Below are 16853 nucleotides of genomic sequence, written 5' to 3'. Positions count from 1 at the left end.
TGGAGAGAATTGTTGCTTTTTTGTTTGGAGCTAATTTTATGAAGTGGTGATTGGACGTCCGCCGATCCATACGCCGCAAATATTAAATTCAGCATCAAGGCGCAGGATATCGCCGCGTTTTCCAGCCTCCAAGGAACCAATGCTACGCTCCATTCCAATGGACGCCGCTGGCGTAAGGCTTGCAGCACGGGAGGCTTCTTCCAAGCTGAGTCCTACCTCTTGGATCAGATAACGGAAGCCGCGAATCATCGTTAGTGTGCTTCCAGCTAGAGCAGCAGGATTATCTTTAAGGGTGGCGATGCCATTTTGAACGAGTACAGGTAAATCACCAATTGTATATTCACCATCACTAAGTCCAGTTGCAGACATGGCATCAGTAATCAGTAATAAATTGTTCTCTTTCTTGAGACGGGTCAATATAGAAATGGCTGCGGGATGAACATGAATCCCGTCGGCTATAATCTCTGCGCGAATGCGTTTATCGAACAAAATAGCTCCAGCCGCTCCAGGTTTACGGTGATGTAGGGGTGTCATCGCATTGAACATATGCACAGCTTGGTTAAGTCCAGCATCTGCTGCGGCAATAACCTCTTCAAAGGAAGCATCCGTATGCCCGAGCGCTGCAGTTATACCGTGCTTGCGCAGCCAGAGAATAGCTTCGAGGGCACCTTCACGTTCCGGAGCAAGCGTGACTTGCCGGATCATTCCTGGATAATCGTTCTCCCATTGTGCTAGCCACTCAATATTGGCAGGAACAATATGCTCTGGATTTTGTGCGCCGGACCATTTCGGGCTGATGAAGGGTCCTTCCAGATGCATGCCTGCAATTTGTGTGTAAGGCATTTCAGCAGCACGATAAGCGCTGACTTCGGAGAATACTTGGTCAATAGCAGACTTGGAAGCGGTCATGGTTGTAGCCAGCATTGTTGTTGTTCCTTGGGAACTATGGAACTTAGTGATGGCATTCAGCGATTCAGTATCACTGTACATAAAGTCGTGGCCAGCTCCACCATGAACATGTACATCTACAAATCCGGGGATCAGAAGATCCGTTGCTTGACCACTGGCAGGCCAATGAGCGTAACGCTCTGGGAGCCAAGCCGCATCGCCAGCATAGTGGATCTGCTCTCCAGATACGGCAATCACACCATGCTCAATTAAACCTTGGGGAGTCAGTACCTTACCGAACAGCAACTGTTCTAGTTCTTTTTTTATTTCAGCCATTTGCCTGCTCCTTCATCTACGAGAACGATTACATTTGGATGGCTCTGCAGCAAGGATGCAGGGCATTGGGTTGTAATCGGGCCTTCAACAGCATTGCGGATGGCTTCAGCTTTGCCGGCACCACGAACTAATAAGAGAATTTGGCGTGCTTTTAGGATGCCTCCAATGCCCATTGTGATCGCTTGCCGAGGTACCTCGTCCAAACTGTCGAAGAATCTGGCATTCGCTTCCCGGGTATCATCAAGCAGGTCAACGACATGGGTTTTGCTGCTGAGGTTAGCATCGGGTTCGTTGAATCCAATGTGGCCGTTGCTGCCAATACCGAGAATCTGCAAGTCAACGGGTCCGTTTTCTTCCAGCATTTTATCGTATGCAAGGCATTCTGCTTCCATATCCGCTGCGTTTCCGTTAGGGATATGTGTCTGTCCTGGATCAATATCTATATGGTTAAATAATTGCTCGTTCATGAAACTGCGATAGCTCTGTGGATGGTCGACAGGCAAGCCGATATACTCATCCAGATTAAAGGAAGTTGCTTTAGAGAAACTCACAAGTCCTTTTTGGTGCATTTCAACCAATTTGGCATAAACACCAACTGGGGAGCTTCCGGTCGCAAGACCGAGCACGGCTTTAGGATTGCTTTGCAGTAGGCTGGCGATAAGATTCGCACCCGTTTGTACGAAATCTTCATCACTATGGAACTTTAGAATATTCATTAGGATTGTCCTCCTCGTTTGTTTCGGTATTGTTGGACATTGAGATAAGATTGCTCCAGTCTAGGAATAAAATCCCCAAAACGGGTGCTGACCATTCCAGTGAACAAAATATCAATGATGTGAAGCTGAGCTATGCGTGAGGCCATGTCTCCCCGGCGCATACCTTTCTCCAAAGATGAGGAGAATAGGGGGATATCCGCCAGAGTAGCCAAGGTGCTGCTGCCATAAGAGGTTAGTGCGATAGTGCTTGCTCCGCTAGCCTTCGCACACATCAAGGCATCAATGGTCTCGGGAGTCTCTCCCGAATAGGATACTGCGAACACGACATCACCTTCGGAGAGTGATGAAGCAGAGGTAATCTGCATATGGGAATCAGCAAAAGCAGTGCAATTTACGCCTATGCGGATCAGCTTCTGATAGAAATCCTGAGCAACAATGGAAGAGGTCGCCATCCCGTATAGATCAACGCGGCGTGCTTGGCACAATAAATTAACTGCTGCCTGCAGTCGCTCCAGATCTAACAGGGAAGTAGTGTCCCTGATGGAGGTCAGATGGTTCGTCTGCATCGCTTCCACAATCACGGAGAGTGGGTTGCCTGCTACAATATCTTGATAAGAAGAGCCACCATCCTGCGGCGCGGCATCACTATGAGCAATTTCTGCTGCCAGCTTCACCTTGAAGTCGGGGAAGCCTTTAAAATGAAGCACCTTACAGAAACGTGTGATCGTTGCCGGGCTTATTCCGCATTGTTCTGCTAATTCTGTAATGCCCATATGAACGATTTCGCCTGGTGAGGAGAGAATTCGTTCAGCCAGCTTTCGTTCCATTTGAGAGAGCTTGGCCTTCTCATGCTCGAGTGCATGCAGTATTGGGGACATCCATTCATCCACCTCGTTTCAATGGGGTATTGAAATTATTTTTATAATTATTAACTAAATGTAGAAAATTATTTTCATACTTAGGATAAAACAAATTCCATTCGGAAGCAAGGGATAAAAATGAATACTAGAGGGGAATATGCAAAAATAAAAAACGGCCTACTCGCAGAAGGCTGCAAAGTGGACCGTTAAATGATGTAATTACGACGGAGATTTAAGATAAAAGGGATGCTATACTGTATTGCGTTCTATAATACGGTACTCAAGCTTGCGGTGAACGGGTTGTCCATCATTTCGCTGGATCTGATCATAGATAATCCGAAAAGCGGATATGCCCATTTCAGTTAACTGATTATCTACAGTGGTCAGACCTAACGTTCGGCCGATAGGCTGATCATCAAATCCGATGACGGCCAGATCCTCAGGAATGCGGATACCCTTTTTCCAAGCTTCGATGATTAAACCGGCCGCTATATGATCGCCTGCTGAAATAATCAGGGCATCAGGACGATTCTTCATCTGCAGCAGTTGGTGTAGTACGCGGGCACCGTCCTCTTCGGTCACACAGTTATAGATCATCCATTCATCAATGTAAGGCTGATCTGTAGCCGCCAGAAAGTCTCTAAAGGCAATTTGTCGGATAGAGCTGCTGCTGCCGTATGGTCTTCCTTCACAGTAGCCAATATGGCGGTAACCTTTATCATTCAAATATTGAAGGCCGCTGCGAAAAGCAGAATAATGCTCAATATATACAGAAGAAAATTGGCGTTCTCCTCTATCCTGACATACCACAATAGGGCCATAAGCTGTATATTCTTCAATAGCTTCTGAGCTCATTGTTGAAGAGACCATAACCACACCGTCAATTTCTTTATTGCGCAGCATCTCAAGCACCTTAATTTCTTCTTCAGTACGATAATCGGTTTGGCACAGAACGAGCCGGTATTGAGCCAGCAGTGCTTCTTGAGCCAAGCCTGCTATAATGACTGAGAAATAAAATAAGTTGGTATACGGAATAATAACAGCTATAGCTTGAGTCCGCCCAGTGATCAGATGCACAGCGTTCATATTACGCGTGTAGTTTAATTTTTCAATTGTAGTTAGAACTGCGGTTCGTTTGACTTCACTTACATAAGGGTGATTATTGAGCACCCGCGAGACTGTTGTCACGGAAACACCAGCCATACGGGCAATTTCTTTAATATTAGCCATTAGAGTACAACAGCCTCCCTTTGGTGCTTGTGTATAATCATTTTATTTTATCATATTGTCCGCAAATAACCTCCCAAATAAAAAGCTTGCTATGGAATCCATTTCATAAATTAGACTGTAAATGCAAGAGATTACCGGACTAAACCGGCGTAACCACAAGGGCGTGACGGACCGGTAGATCTATTGTATTAATAAAACTAAGCTGTTCGTGAAGCTTTTGGCGATCTGTTCCGAAGCAGCTCCCACACAATAAACAGCAGGACAAGCAGCTGTGGAAGCAAGGTTTCCCAAGTTGGATACATGCCAAGCCAGTTAATTGAAGGCAAGCCCTCTTGTACATGCGCAGGAAGTTTGCCAGCGACCTGAAGCGAGTGAATGCTCTCCCCAAGAAAGCGGAATACTAGGTAATAAATAAGAATTGTAGCTGTACGGAAGAAGGCGGCAATCGGCAATTTTGCACTCAAGGCAATCATTGCATAGCCTACAATACCAAGAATAATCAGAGCACATCCAATCCCAAGCAGTAATTGAGACAGCTTGATGGATGGAGCCATGCCCACATAAAAAATAGTAGTCTCTGCACCTTCACGTAAAATCGCAAGCGCTGCAACGGAGGACAGTGACCAAAGGTTTCCTTTGGCCAGCGCGCCATCAACTTGCCTACCCACGTAGTTGTTCCAGTTCGCAGTGTTTGATTTGCTATGCAACCAGCGTCCGATGGTGAGCATCATAACTACCGCGACAAGACCAGTAATCCCTTCAATCATCTCCCGCGCTCCCCCGGAAGCTGCCCGAGAAATGGTATAAGTGAGCACAACAGCCAATCCGATACTTGCAGTGAGGCCGACAGCTGCACCGGACCAGATCCATTTTTGCGCTTTGGCGTTGCCATCACGTTTCAGGTAAGCAAGAAGAGCTGACAAGACGAGAATAGCCTCAAGTCCTTCGCGCAACAGAATCAAAGCGGCATCCCAAGCGTTATAAGTGGTCTCACCAGCCAAGGGCGTTAGTTCACTAAGCATATTGTCCATGATGGTTAAAGCTTGATCCAGTTTAGGTGGATTTGAGAGCAGGTAACCTGTGACAGCCACACTCTCGTTTTCGATATTGTTGTAGACTGTTGGTGAGGCGATCTGGACTTGCCCCTCGGCAGAAGGCCAGGCTACGATGAATTGCTCCATGATGTTAGCGGCCTCTGTGCTGTTATTGTCTTTGGCAGCGGAGGATGCTTTGTTCAGGTAGTTGATTAATCCCTCTATAGAAGCTGGTTCACTGGAAGTGTCCCCAGCGTCAATGGTTTTGCCTTCACTGTAATCAGCCAGCAGCTGATATAGTGCTTCTGCTTCCGATTTCGCCGACGCCTCACGGAGCGGTTCAGCCTGCAGCGCAATCCGCAGCAGGCTTATTCGCGTCTCCAGCAGGCTGTAGACGGCGGAATCGTCCGCCCGGATGTTGCGCTCCGCCGGCTTCCATCCGCTGACGATGTCGCGGTACGCTGCCGCTGCCGCGCTCCAGTCGGAGCTGCGCGCCGCATCCCGCGTACGTTCCGCCGCGGGCAAAAGTTTCGCCGCCGTCTCGCGGCCGGCGGCTCCAGTATCACCGCCGACCGTGCCGGAGGCGGCGGTGACGTACGCGTCCACGCTTCTCGCGAGCGTGGACAGTGCGGTTTTGGCGGGCTCGCCGCCGCCCGCTGCAAGGGCTTTCGCCGCGTCTGCAAGCGCGGCGTCAACGGCAGCAGCCGGACCGGCGAGTGCCGGGTCCGGCGTGCCTGTGTTCGCGGTGCGCCACAGCGCAGCGAACACTTCTACATCGGCGGCGGCCGCGTCCCAGCGGCTCTGGCCGGCTTCGACGAGCGCGCTGCCGACCGGCGGCAGGAGCTCGTCGACCGTGCCATCGCCCTCCGCCCCCGCGGGGCTGGAGAGCAAAAGCATACACAAAAAGCCAAAAAGAATCAGCAAGGCAACCTTTGGCATTTGCCGTTTAGGATGCGTAAGAGATAACATCGGGATAATCCCCCTTCAATAATGGACAGCCATAAATTTAGCTTAGTAGTGTTTCCCCGATAAAGCCGCCACTGCGGATACCCGGGAAGCAGGCAAATACCGCGCTGCCGGTGTGAGTCATATATTCGTTCAGGAGATCAGTCTTAGAGAGGCGCTGCTGAATGGCAACGAATTGTTTCATTAAATCACGTTGAAAGCTTATGAATAACAAACCTGCATCAAGCTGGCCCGTGGTGACATCCAAACCGCTGGAAAAAGAGTAGGAGCGGCGCAGCATTTTGACTGTACCGTCACCATGCGCCAATGCGGAGTGTGAATTCGCCGGAATGACAGGTTTCCCGAAAGCGTCCGCCGCTGAAAGATCCAACTCATCGAATTCATCCTTAGCTCCGAGTGGAGCTCCGGTGTGACGATAACGCCCGAAGGTAGCCTCCTGATCACTTAGCGAAGACCGATCCCAGACTTCAATACGCAGACGCACCCGGCGTACCGCCATATAAGTGCCGCCGCTCATCCAAGAAGGACCGTCACTGCTGCTGTTCCAGACCACTTTGTTCATTTCAGCGTTATCAGTTGTATCGGGATTGCCCGTGCCGTCTTTGAAACCCAAAAGATTGCGTGGCGTAGCCCCCTTGGGATCCGCTGCTCCAGTGCGTTGAAAACCTTCCTGTGTCCAGCGTAGTACAGCAGTCCCCCGGGCAATACGAGCCAGATTGCGGATCGCATGAAATGCAACCTGCAGATCATCGGCACAGGCTTGCACACAAATATCCCCGCCACACCATTTCGGATCAAGATTGTCACCCGCAAATGCCGGAAGATCGGCCAATAGGGCTGGGCGTTTCGAAGCTAAGCCGAATCTTTCATCAAAAAAGGAAGGGCCAACACCAAAGGTCAGCGTACACCGTGCAGGGTTTAGCCCGTCCGCTTCCCCGGTGTCTGAGGGCGGAAGATTGGGATTGTCATTTACGTCACCAATAAGCTCGCCAGTAGTAAGAGCGGCAGCGGCAGTGGTCCATGCTTGCATTAGTTTTTTCACATCGGCCAGTTTGGTTGTGGTGAAATCAAAGGCAGCAAAATAAATAAAGTTTTGTGCAGGTGTCAAAATTCCCGCCTGATGGCTCCCATAAAAAGGAATGGAACTGGAATCACCTTCTGCGGCTTTCGTTGGCTCAGCTACAGCATTACGCGCAGCTATAATTCCACCGACACCTCCGCCCCCTAACAAAAGACCAAGGCCAGTGGCGCCAGTAAGCCGCAGCATATCGCGGCGGCTTAATTTTTTACCAAATATAGGCTGATTCTTCGATTGATCATTAAGAGGGGGACTTTCAGGATTACCTGGTACTCCAGTGAACTTGTTATGTTTATTCATGAGGGTCACACTCCTAGAATAGTTCCCATGTTGGACAATGGCTCAGCCAAGGCGTCCAAATTCTGACTCAGTTTACGTACTTCATCTTCTTTCAGCTCTTCATAGGAAACATATCCATCTCCGGATTTGAAAGGGGCAAGCTCAGCTTGCAAGGCAGCGAATCGTTCACCAATGGTTTTTTCAAGATCGGCATCCTTTTTAGCTAGTTCTGGTTTTAACAGCTCGTATATCTTTTGCGCGCCCTCAACGTTTGCGACGAAATCATACAGGTCTGTGTGCGAGTAACGTTCTTCCTCTCCGGTTACTTTGGAGGAGGAGACTTCATTTAAAAGCTCAACAGCACCAGTTACGAGCAGATTCGCGTCGATCTCAACGGTCTCAACTTTCGCACGTAACAGCTGTGCATCCTTCAACAATTGGTCAGCAACTTCTGTCATATCTTTAGTTGTATTGTCCTGCCAGAGTGCTTTCTCAAGCTTGTGGAAACCGCGCCACTCTGCCGCATCTACATCATTTTCCCGGGCATCGATATTTGGGTCCAAGTCGCCAAGTGCTTCTGCAATAGGCTCAATCCGTTCATAATACATGCGGGCAGGAGCATAGAGCGCCTTAGCCTCATCAATCTTGTCCTCTTTTACAGCGTTGGTGAAACTCTCTGTTTGCTTAACAAATTCATCACATTGCTGGATGACGTATGTGCGATATTGATCTATAGCTGACGTGAAGTCAGCGGCGGCAGTCTCCGGTGTGTTGGTAGCCGCAGCAGTCGTCGGTGTGTTGGTGGCTGTAGTGCTGTTGGTAGCAGTATTTGTAGAATTGTTGTTATTGGCACATCCGGTAAATAGTATGGAGGCTGCAAGCAGACCTGCAGGCACCGCATAAGTAAATTTCATTAAAAAAACACCCCTTTTTTATATCTAAATGATAATCGTTATCAATTATGCTGGACTTATCATAAGTCCGTATACAATTACTGTCAATATAAAAATGTGATGTATCTCATTGTAATAATTGCCCGACAAAAAACTCCCAGGGTTGGGAGTATGGTTTGTGGTAATGTATCCGATTACAATTGAAAAAGCAGAATAGTAACCGCCCCAGCGAACAAGCGAACGTACACAGTACTATGTAATCGGCCCAACTATTCTCTTCGCATATTCAGCAACAACGAACTCAGCTCTAGCCCCAGCGAACCTTTGCGCGTACGCAGCAGTAAAGGCCCCAGCGAACCTTTATGCGTAGTCAGCAGTAACCGACAAGTTGATCTTTGGGCATACGCAGTAACTAAAGGACTCAGATGACACTAAATGCAGCATTATTCGATATTTGAGTCGCTATCGGACCGCATAGTCACTATTGACTTGAAAAGTACCGAATATGGGCCTGTTTCTAAGGAATAGCGTCACTGGTGGACCTCTGTCAAGAAAGTGGACACTCACGCAACAGACATTCTAGTCAATTGCTCAGCAAAACGAACTGGAGAAAGATACCCCAGCGCGCCATGCATTCGCTTGCGGTTATAATAAAACTCAATATATTGAAAAAGTGTCTGGTAGGCTTGCTCCTTAGTTTTGAATCGTGGATTACAATAAATGAGCTCCTTTTTCAAAATGCTGTGCCACGACTCGATACAGGCGTTATCATAACAGTTACCTCTGCGGCTCATGCTGGACTCCATGCCATACGCTTTCAACTGCTGCCTGTATTCATGAGAAGTATATTGAGAACCTCTATCGGAGTGATGTAATAGACCCTTTTCCGGTTGTTTAGCTTCGTAAGCATCTTGTAAGGCGCCCGAAATTAAGCTAGTTTCCATATGGTTCTCCAAGCGCCACCCCACGATTTCGCGCGTGCAAAGGTCCATTACACTAGCCAGGTACAAGCGCCCTCCCCGGCAAGGAATGTACGTAATGTCGGTAACCCATACTGAATTGGGTTTGAGTATTTTAAATTGCTGGTTCAGCGTATTCGGGGCAATCGGATGGTCATGATTGGAGTCAGTGGTCTGTACGCGATACGTTTTGGAGACAATGGAGCGAAGCTTCATATGTCGCATGTACACACTCACCGTGCGTTCGGTAACGGTATGACCTTCTTGATGTAACAGGCGGGTGATCTTCGGACTCCCATACCGCTTTTGATGGTCTGCAAAATGATACTGAATTCGCTTCATTATCGCAGCCTTACGAAGCATATGCGTACTGTTTTTTTCTGTCCGCCACTTGTAGTACCCGCTCCGTGACACATGTAGGGTCATGCACATCTTCTCCAAGAGAAACTCGGAGCGATGTTTTTCAATAAACTGGAATCTCAGTTCCTTGGTTTGCTGAAGATGTGCACTGCTTTTTTTACGATCGCTAATTCCTCTTCCACATCGGCAATCTTGTTATCTTTTTCTTGAAGTTGACGGCTCATTTCTTTCAACTGTGCCTCGAGTTCCCGTACTCGATCCACGCTAGCTGCCGGTTCATTCTTTAGTTCTCGATACTGGCTCATCCATTGATGCAGGGTACTTTTTGGGATGTTGAGCTCTTCCGCCAAGTCGCCCACTGTCTTTGTTTGCTCTTGAATGAACTGCACTGTCTGTTTTTTAAATTCTTCGTTGTACCGTTGTCGATGTTCTCCCATGTGAACACACCTCCGTGGACTCATTATCGCCAGTCTGTTAACTACTGTCCACTTTTTATTCTAGCTTCATGGAGTCCGAAACTTCGCTCAAAAGGCGATAAATTTGCAAATAACGCCATCTGGGTCCGAAGGCCTCAGTTGGGGCTGATGAATACACTATTGGAGCGGGCAGCCGACGGTCCACAACATAAAGCAGCGATTCCCATTAATGGCGAATCGCTGCTCTATATTGTTTACGATGTTTAAATGAAGCGAACCGTCTCATTTATAGTTAATTAAGCTGTTAATGCGACAGTCCCATTCTTTGAAGGTTTGATCTGCTTAAGAATAAGATCAAAGGTCATCCGCTTTTTATCGTTCATTATGGGATTCATGATCGGCAGAGGGTTGGTTTTCGAACACTTCTGCAGCTTCCTCTGCAGAAAATTCAGGTTCGAATTTACCTACGAGTGGTAATTTGTTTAATTTCGTTGTTTGTACTTCTGCTTTGGTGGGTTGATTGTTTTTTGAATGGCTCATACATACACCTCCTTTAATAAGGAACAACAAACCGTAGTTTGCCCTGAAAAAAGATGTTCTTATTCATGAAAATTTCAGGCTTTTGCATTTGAATGAACTAAGCCCATTTTATAATTGTTACAGCACCATTAACATCAACAATACATAATATGTTTTGACTGTATCCCTTTACCTTGTTATACCAAACAAACCCAGGGCAAGGAGGGGTGACACCATTGAAGGGGAACGAACACCACAGCAAATTTCTGTTGACTCATCGTGAGCGCGAAGTTTTTGAGCTTCTCGTGCAGGACAAAACGACTCGTGATATCGCTGGCTTATTATTTATCAGCGAAAAAACAGTTCGAAACCACATTTCCAATGTAATGCAAAAACTAAACGTTAAAGGCCGTTCACAAGCGGTTGTCGAGCTGATCAAGCTTGGGGAGCTGAAAATATAGCTGGCCATGTCTTCGGAAGTGACGCGTTTAAGCCTTCTTTTGCTCTTCGGGGCAAAGGGAGGTTTTTTGTTTACGCACCAAAAGCAACTGAAGAGTGAGTTAGATCACCGTATGATTTTTATGACATGATAGATTAGAGATATTAAGGGAATTCAGGAGGATCTGTTATGACCAGATATGAACAACAAAGAAATTTTCTGAAATCTAATTTTCATGAATTCAAACATATCAAAACAGATAAGATCAAGGGAATTGCACAACCGCCAATTGTTAAGCCATTTGATTCAGATTCACTAATTATTGATTTGCCCAAGGTCAGCAAAGACGTTGTGAGTAAAGAAAATATTTTTGATTGTATAGATCAAAGAAGAAGTACACGGTTCTATTCTGAGGAAACTATGAGTCTGGAGGAGTTATCCTATTTATTATGGGCTACCCAAGGGATTAGCGGTATGAATAAGAACGGACTTACGCTGCGGACTGTACCCTGCAGTGGGGCGACGCACACCTTTGAAACCTATTTAATGATTATGCTGGTAGAGGGTATTGGGCAAGGGATCTACAGATATCTGCCTGTGGAACATAAGCTCTTATTTATGTTTGAATTAGATCAACTTGAACAAAAGATTGATGCTATTACTTTGGATCAGCCCTTTGTCCCTAACTTTGCCAAAAAGGCTTCTGTATTGTTTGCCTGGAGTACCACACCCTACCGCTCCGAATGGAAGTACGATATTTCTGCTCACAAAAAAATCCTCATCGATGTTGGACATGTCTGCCAGAACCTATATTTAGCCAGCGAATCCATCGGTGCAGGTGCTTGCGCGATTGGAATCTATGATCAAAAGTTGATAGATGAGATTTTAGAATTAGACGGCGATGAAGAATTTGTTATCTATCTTGGTGCAGTTGGCAAGAAACGAGAATAGCTAGGAATGCTAGATATGTCTTCGGAAGTGATGCGTGTAAGCCTTTTTCACCCTTCGGGGTGGGGAAGGTTTTTTGTTTATATTCCAGCTTATTTGCCCAACTGCTCAGTTTGAACGAAGAGGAAATCGTATTGTTTAATTGATAATCATTCTCATTGCATATATAATTAACCCAAAGTAAGAGGAAGCAGGGATGAGCATGGAGCGAAGCAATGGACTGAAAGAAGCAGAAACGATTGATGCCCATAAGACGCTTACATGTGAAGAGGTAGATTATAATTACCGTTTTAATGGGGCTCATTTTGAGATTAAACCCCCAGTCGAAATAGGGGAAGGCAGTTGCCGCAGTCTGCTTAGCCATGGGTATATCCAGATGACAGATTTTAATCTCCGGTTTAATCGGGATATCGAAGCAAAGGGCAATTTTAGCACTCCGCGTACGGAGCTGGCTTTCTGCATAGGGCATGGCATTGAGTGGGGGACTTCGCTGAAATCGGACTATTTTGTTATAGATACGGGAGAAATTGCGCTGTTTCATGGCGGGGTAAGAAGTGAAAACTGCACATACCTGAGTGGGGCGGGGTACCGATTCATCAGCATAGATATGAGCCCGGCACAATTTGAGCGGATGACCAGTGGTCTGACCGAAGATACACGGCTTCGCATTGGAGCTGGTGCGGGTTTGTTTTTTGGAAAAAATAACATCACACCATCCATCCGCTTCATTCTGTCGCAGATTGCGGATTGTTCCTATAGCCATGGCATGCGTGAACTTTATCTGGAGGGCAAAATGCTGGAGCTAATGGCTGTCTATCTCAATGAATCTTTATATGAAGCAGAGCGGATTCCGTGCTCGGTCAAGCTGTCCAGAGAGGATATGGAGAGCCTGCGGCTCGCTAAGGAGATTTTGCAGCGTGATTATTTGCACCCGCCAACGCTTGCAGGCCTTTCTCGCATTATATGCCTCAATGAGTTTAAGCTGAAAAAGGGCTTTAAGGAAATGTTTGGTTATACCGTGCATGCTTACGTTATCGAACAACGGATGCAGAGAGCGCAGCAGCTGCTGGAACAAGGGAGTATGACTGTAAGTGAAGCAGCCTCCAGGGTTGGATACGGTAATGTGAGTCATTTCTCGGCAGCCTTCCGCAAAAAGTTCGGTGTGCGTCCAGGAGAATATCTGATCAGCGGCAGGCAGCGTCTCTTCGGTATTAAGTTGTAAGTCCGTATCCTCCTGCACAGATGCTCCTGTTTTGGTTAATTATAATCCCTTAAACGGTAGCAATCGTGAACAACGTTCCTATACACTAGTGCACAGAGAATCATTCTCAGTGCACTTTTTTTTGTGCGTAATTACCAAGAGTGGGGGAACAGCTGTGAGTAAAACCAAAACCGGCATGCCAAGGCTGCTGGAGATCGCCGGAGAGAAGCGAGGTTTGCTGCTCTTGTCCGGAATATTGTCATCTGTCAGCGCTGTATTAATGCTGATTCCGTTTTTGTCTGTTTATTTCATTTTGGCAGAGCTGCTGCGCCATGCTTCATCGCCTGGACAGGTCGACGGTGCGTATATGATCCGCTGGGGGTGGATTGCACTTGGAGGGTTAATCGGAGGGCTGGTGACTTCGTATTGTGGTATTATGTGCTCGCATATTGCGGCTTTTCGAATTCAATATAATTTGCGTGTGCGAATGACCGAGCATTTGGGCAGATTGCCGCTCGGTTTCCTGAATGGGACATCAACTGGCGTGGTCAAGAAAACGCTAGAGCAGAATGTCGACAAGGTGGAAAATTTCGTAGCGCATCAGCTTCCCGATTTAGTCAGCGTGCTGGCTTCTACGGTGCTGATGATCGTGGCGATGTTTTGGCTTAGTCCGCCGTTGGCGGTAGCTTGCCTGCTGCCGATAATTATAGGATTAGGTGTGCAGTCAGCGCTTATGATGAGCAGCAGAGGCAAGGCCAGTGTGAAGCAGTATCATGATTCGTTGGAGCAGATCAATACTTCGGCGGTGCAGTATGTACGGGGGATGCCGGCGGTTAAGGTGTTCGGGCAGACGGTGCATTCTTTCAGAAAGTTCTACAGTGATATGACCAGCTACTGCGATTATTGTCTGGAGTATACGGACCGTTATCAAACAGGTTATATCTTATTCAAAACATTGCTGGCGTCACCGTTTACCTTTATTTTGCCGGTGGGCATCTTCATGCTAAGCGGTCGACCGGATTCCATGTCTTTTGCGCTTGTGCTGCTGTTCTTTCTAATTATGGCGCCCGGCGTTTCATCTCCGCTCTACAAGCTACTTCTGCTGGCTTCAAGCACTCGGGATATTGGCGAAGGCGTGGAGCGGATGGACCGTCTCTTGGCACAGCAGCCTGTACCAGAAATAGCAGAACCGCTATCCCCGCATACTTTTGACGTTGAATTTGTGGATGTAACCTTCTCCTACAGTGAAGATGCAGGGACTGCAGCGGCGCTCAGCGAAGTCTCATTCCGTGCGGAACAAGGGAAGGTTACAGCGCTGGTAGGGCCGTCAGGTTCGGGAAAATCGACGGTGGCCAGCTTGGTGCCGCGGTTCTGGGACCCGCAAGTGGGTGCGATCCGTATCGGTGGAGTCGATATTCGCCATATGGCAATCCATGAATTAATGAATACAGTTGCTTTTGTATTTCAGGAAACCTTCCTGTTCTATGACACTTTGTATGAGAATATTGCTGTCGGCAAACCGGGAGCGACTCTGGAGGAAGTCCAGGCTGCAGCCAGAGCGGCACAATGCGACGAGTTCATTACTCGGCTGCCGCAGGGATACGATACGTTAATTGGTGAAGGCGGTGTCTATCTCTCGGGTGGTGAGGAGCAGCGCATTGCGGTAGCTCGGGCTATTCTCAAAAATGCACCAGTGCTCGTGCTCGACGAAGCGACTGCTTTTGCCGACCCGGAAAATGAGTTTCATATGCAGTTAGCACTTACGGAGCTTATGCGCGGCAAGACGGTTATTGTCATTGCTCACCGACTCTCCTCTATACGTGAAGCTGCACAAATTCTGGTGCTGAGGGATGGAGAAATCGTGGAACGTGGAGAGCACGCAGGTTTGATTGAGGCGGACGGGCTTTACGCCAAAATGTGGCATGCCTACAGTGACGCCGGAGATTGGCATATGGAAAAAGGAGGGGATCAGCTATGAAGGTATTGCATAATATTACTGCCGGCAAACCGCAGCAGTTGCTGAAGCCTGTACTTTTTTCCTTGCTGGCTAATCTAGTTAGTGTGCTTCCGTTCGCGCTTGTAATTGAGGCGGTGCGGTTGATTTTTGCTCCTTATATTACTGTGGGCGCAGAACTTCAGACAGAACGCCTTTGGTGGATCTGCGCAGGGCTTGTCGCCGTCATGGTGCTGATGTTCCTGAGTGAGATTCCCGCCTATCGCACCGCTTACCGCGGGGCATACAATGTTGCTGCACAGGGACGTGCGGAATTAGCAGAACATCTGCGGAAGCTTCCGCTGGGTTACCTGACTCGCCGGGACCCAGGTGATTTAGCCAATATGATGATGGGCGATTTCACGCTCGTTGAGACGGGCATTTCACATCTGCTGCCACAGCTTGCGGGGGCTTTTGTACTGCCGATATTTGCACTTGCTGGTTTACTGTTTCTGGACTGGCGGATGGCGATTTCCATGTTCGTAGCGCTGCCGGTTGCTCTTCTGATCATGTATATATCGGGCAAGCTGCGGCGGAGACTCGGAGCGGATCATATGAAGGCCAAGCTGAACGCTGCGAACCGATTGCAAGAATACTTGAACGGCATACGGGTGATGAAGGCCTATAATCTGACGGGAGAACGATTTGTCCGTCTGGATAACTCTTTTAAAACTTTGATGAAGGAAAGTGTGAAGCTGGAAGGGATGTTCGGTCCGGTTATTCTAACCGCTATGGCTCTTCTCCGTGCGGGGCTGACCTTAATGATATACGTAGGTGTTCATCTATTATTAGGCGGGGAGCTCGGTATTTTGCAGTTGGCAGTATTCCTTATTGTCGGCACACGAATCTATGATCCATTGACCACGGCGCTAGCCAATTATGCCGAATTCCGCTACAACGAACAAGCGGGTGAACGTATAGTAGACCTGCTGCGCCAGCCGGTAATGACAGGTGCTACGAGTCCTCTTCCTAAAAGCAGCACCATTAGGTTTGACAATGTAACCTTCAGCTATGGAGGAGAGCCTGTTCTCAAAAATTTAAGTCTGGAAATGCCGCAAGGTTCACTGACTGCAATTGTGGGTCCGTCAGGCAGCGGCAAGAGTACAGTGCTGCGCCTGATCTCACGTTTCTATGATCCTGAAAAAGGGAGTGTTCTGCTAGGTGGGCGCAACATCAAGGAGATTGATCCAGAACATCTGCTAGGATCCGTATCGGTGGTGTTTCAGGATGTGTACCTGTTTCAAGATACCATTGGGAACAATATTGCTTTTGGGCGGCCGGGGGCGTCGCAGCGGGATATTCAGCAGGCAGCGGAAATGGCTCACTGCCATGGTTTCATCATGAAATTACCGCTTGGTTATGATACGCCGGTAGGCGAAGGCGGAAGCACGCTCTCCGGAGGGGAGAAGCAGCGGATCTCCATTGCCCGTGCGATTCTCAAGAACGCTCCAATTGTGCTGTTGGATGAAGCTACTGCATCGCTTGACCCGCAGAATGAGGCCGAAATCCAGAAAGGAATTGATGCGTTGATTACGGGCAGGACCGTCATTGTTATCGCTCACCGGCTGAAAACCATACGCGGTGCGGACAACATTATCGTACTGGAAGACGGTCAGCTGGTAGAGCAGGGACGACATGATGCCTTACTGCTGCGCGGCGGATTGTACGACCGGCTCTGGAAGCTGCAACAGCAGTCCGTTGGATTCCGCATCACATCTTAGGCAATGCTCAGCACATT

Annotated in this window: 15 protein-coding genes; 5 read left to right on the top strand and 10 right to left on the bottom strand. The window is 47.9% G+C overall.

Annotated features, from left to right (window positions below):
* Positions 1-36 precede the first annotated feature (36 nt).
* The 10 genes from nagA to NYE35_RS25815 form a co-directional block, all read right to left on the bottom strand.
* On the bottom strand, positions 37-1224 hold the full coding sequence (gene nagA, locus NYE35_RS25860; protein ID WP_341122230.1) for an N-acetylglucosamine-6-phosphate deacetylase: 1188 nt from the start codon (positions 1222-1224) through the stop codon (positions 37-39).
* On the bottom strand, positions 1212-1940 hold the full coding sequence (gene nagB / locus NYE35_RS25855) for a glucosamine-6-phosphate deaminase (RefSeq protein ID WP_036679689.1): 729 nt from the start codon (positions 1938-1940) through the stop codon (positions 1212-1214). The genes nagA and nagB overlap by 13 nt, the downstream gene beginning before the upstream one ends.
* On the bottom strand, positions 1940-2818 hold the full coding sequence (locus NYE35_RS25850; protein ID WP_036679688.1) for a MurR/RpiR family transcriptional regulator: 879 nt from the start codon (positions 2816-2818) through the stop codon (positions 1940-1942). The genes nagB and NYE35_RS25850 overlap by 1 nt, the downstream gene beginning before the upstream one ends.
* A 231-nt stretch (positions 2819-3049) precedes the next feature.
* Positions 3050-4030, bottom strand: a complete 981-nt coding sequence (locus NYE35_RS25845; protein WP_036679686.1) for a LacI family DNA-binding transcriptional regulator — start codon at positions 4028-4030, stop codon at positions 3050-3052.
* Between the two features lie 197 nt (positions 4031-4227).
* Complete coding sequence (locus tag NYE35_RS25840; protein WP_341122229.1) at positions 4228-5670, bottom strand: FTR1 family iron permease; 1443 nt, start codon at positions 5668-5670, stop codon at positions 4228-4230.
* Between the two features lie 400 nt (positions 5671-6070).
* On the bottom strand, positions 6071-7408 hold the full coding sequence (gene efeB / locus NYE35_RS25835; RefSeq protein WP_036679684.1) for an iron uptake transporter deferrochelatase/peroxidase subunit: 1338 nt from the start codon (positions 7406-7408) through the stop codon (positions 6071-6073).
* Positions 7409-7413: 5 nt separating this feature from the next.
* Positions 7414-8301, bottom strand: coding sequence for an iron uptake system protein EfeO (efeO, locus tag NYE35_RS25830; protein WP_036679682.1), 888 nt, complete (start codon positions 8299-8301; stop codon positions 7414-7416).
* Between the two features lie 542 nt (positions 8302-8843).
* A complete protein-coding gene (locus NYE35_RS25825) occupies positions 8844-9707 on the bottom strand; it encodes an IS3 family transposase (RefSeq protein ID WP_341122510.1) in 864 nt (287 codons plus the stop codon).
* A gap of 11 nt (positions 9708-9718) precedes the next feature.
* Positions 9719-10036: a transposase gene (locus NYE35_RS25820; protein ID WP_036683594.1), complete on the bottom strand. Its 318-nt coding sequence runs from the start codon at positions 10034-10036 to the stop codon at positions 9719-9721.
* 351 nt (positions 10037-10387) lie between these two features.
* The gene (locus NYE35_RS25815; protein ID WP_169744806.1) at positions 10388-10555 is read right to left on the bottom strand and encodes a hypothetical protein; all 168 of its coding nucleotides are present in this window, start codon (positions 10553-10555) and stop codon (positions 10388-10390) included.
* Positions 10556-10770: 215 nt separating this feature from the next.
* Here NYE35_RS25815 and NYE35_RS25810 point away from each other — a divergent pair, with 215 nt between their 5' ends.
* The 5 genes from NYE35_RS25810 (at position 10771) to NYE35_RS25790 (ending at position 16836) form a co-directional block, all read left to right on the top strand.
* On the top strand, positions 10771-10995 hold the full coding sequence (locus tag NYE35_RS25810; RefSeq protein WP_019908812.1) for a helix-turn-helix domain-containing protein: 225 nt from the start codon (positions 10771-10773) through the stop codon (positions 10993-10995).
* 167 nt (positions 10996-11162) lie between these two features.
* Entirely contained in the window at positions 11163-11924 is a 762-nt protein-coding gene (locus tag NYE35_RS25805) for a SagB/ThcOx family dehydrogenase (protein ID WP_341042918.1), read from the top strand.
* Positions 11925-12117: 193 nt separating this feature from the next.
* A complete protein-coding gene (locus NYE35_RS25800; RefSeq protein WP_341122228.1) occupies positions 12118-13143 on the top strand; it encodes a helix-turn-helix transcriptional regulator in 1026 nt (341 codons plus the stop codon).
* A 175-nt stretch (positions 13144-13318) separates the two neighbouring features.
* A complete protein-coding gene (locus NYE35_RS25795; RefSeq protein WP_076141560.1) occupies positions 13319-15100 on the top strand; it encodes an ABC transporter ATP-binding protein in 1782 nt (593 codons plus the stop codon).
* Entirely contained in the window at positions 15097-16836 is a 1740-nt protein-coding gene (locus tag NYE35_RS25790; RefSeq protein ID WP_038573122.1) for an ABC transporter ATP-binding protein, read from the top strand. Before NYE35_RS25795 ends, NYE35_RS25790 begins: the two co-directional genes overlap by 4 nt.
* The last annotated feature ends 17 nt before the right edge of the window (positions 16837-16853 follow it).

This window comes from Paenibacillus sp. FSL L8-0494 (assembly GCF_038003695.1).
Classification (GTDB): domain Bacteria; phylum Bacillota; class Bacilli; order Paenibacillales; family Paenibacillaceae; genus Paenibacillus_AQ; species Paenibacillus_AQ odorifer.
This window is presented reverse-complemented; position numbering and strand designations above follow the sequence as displayed.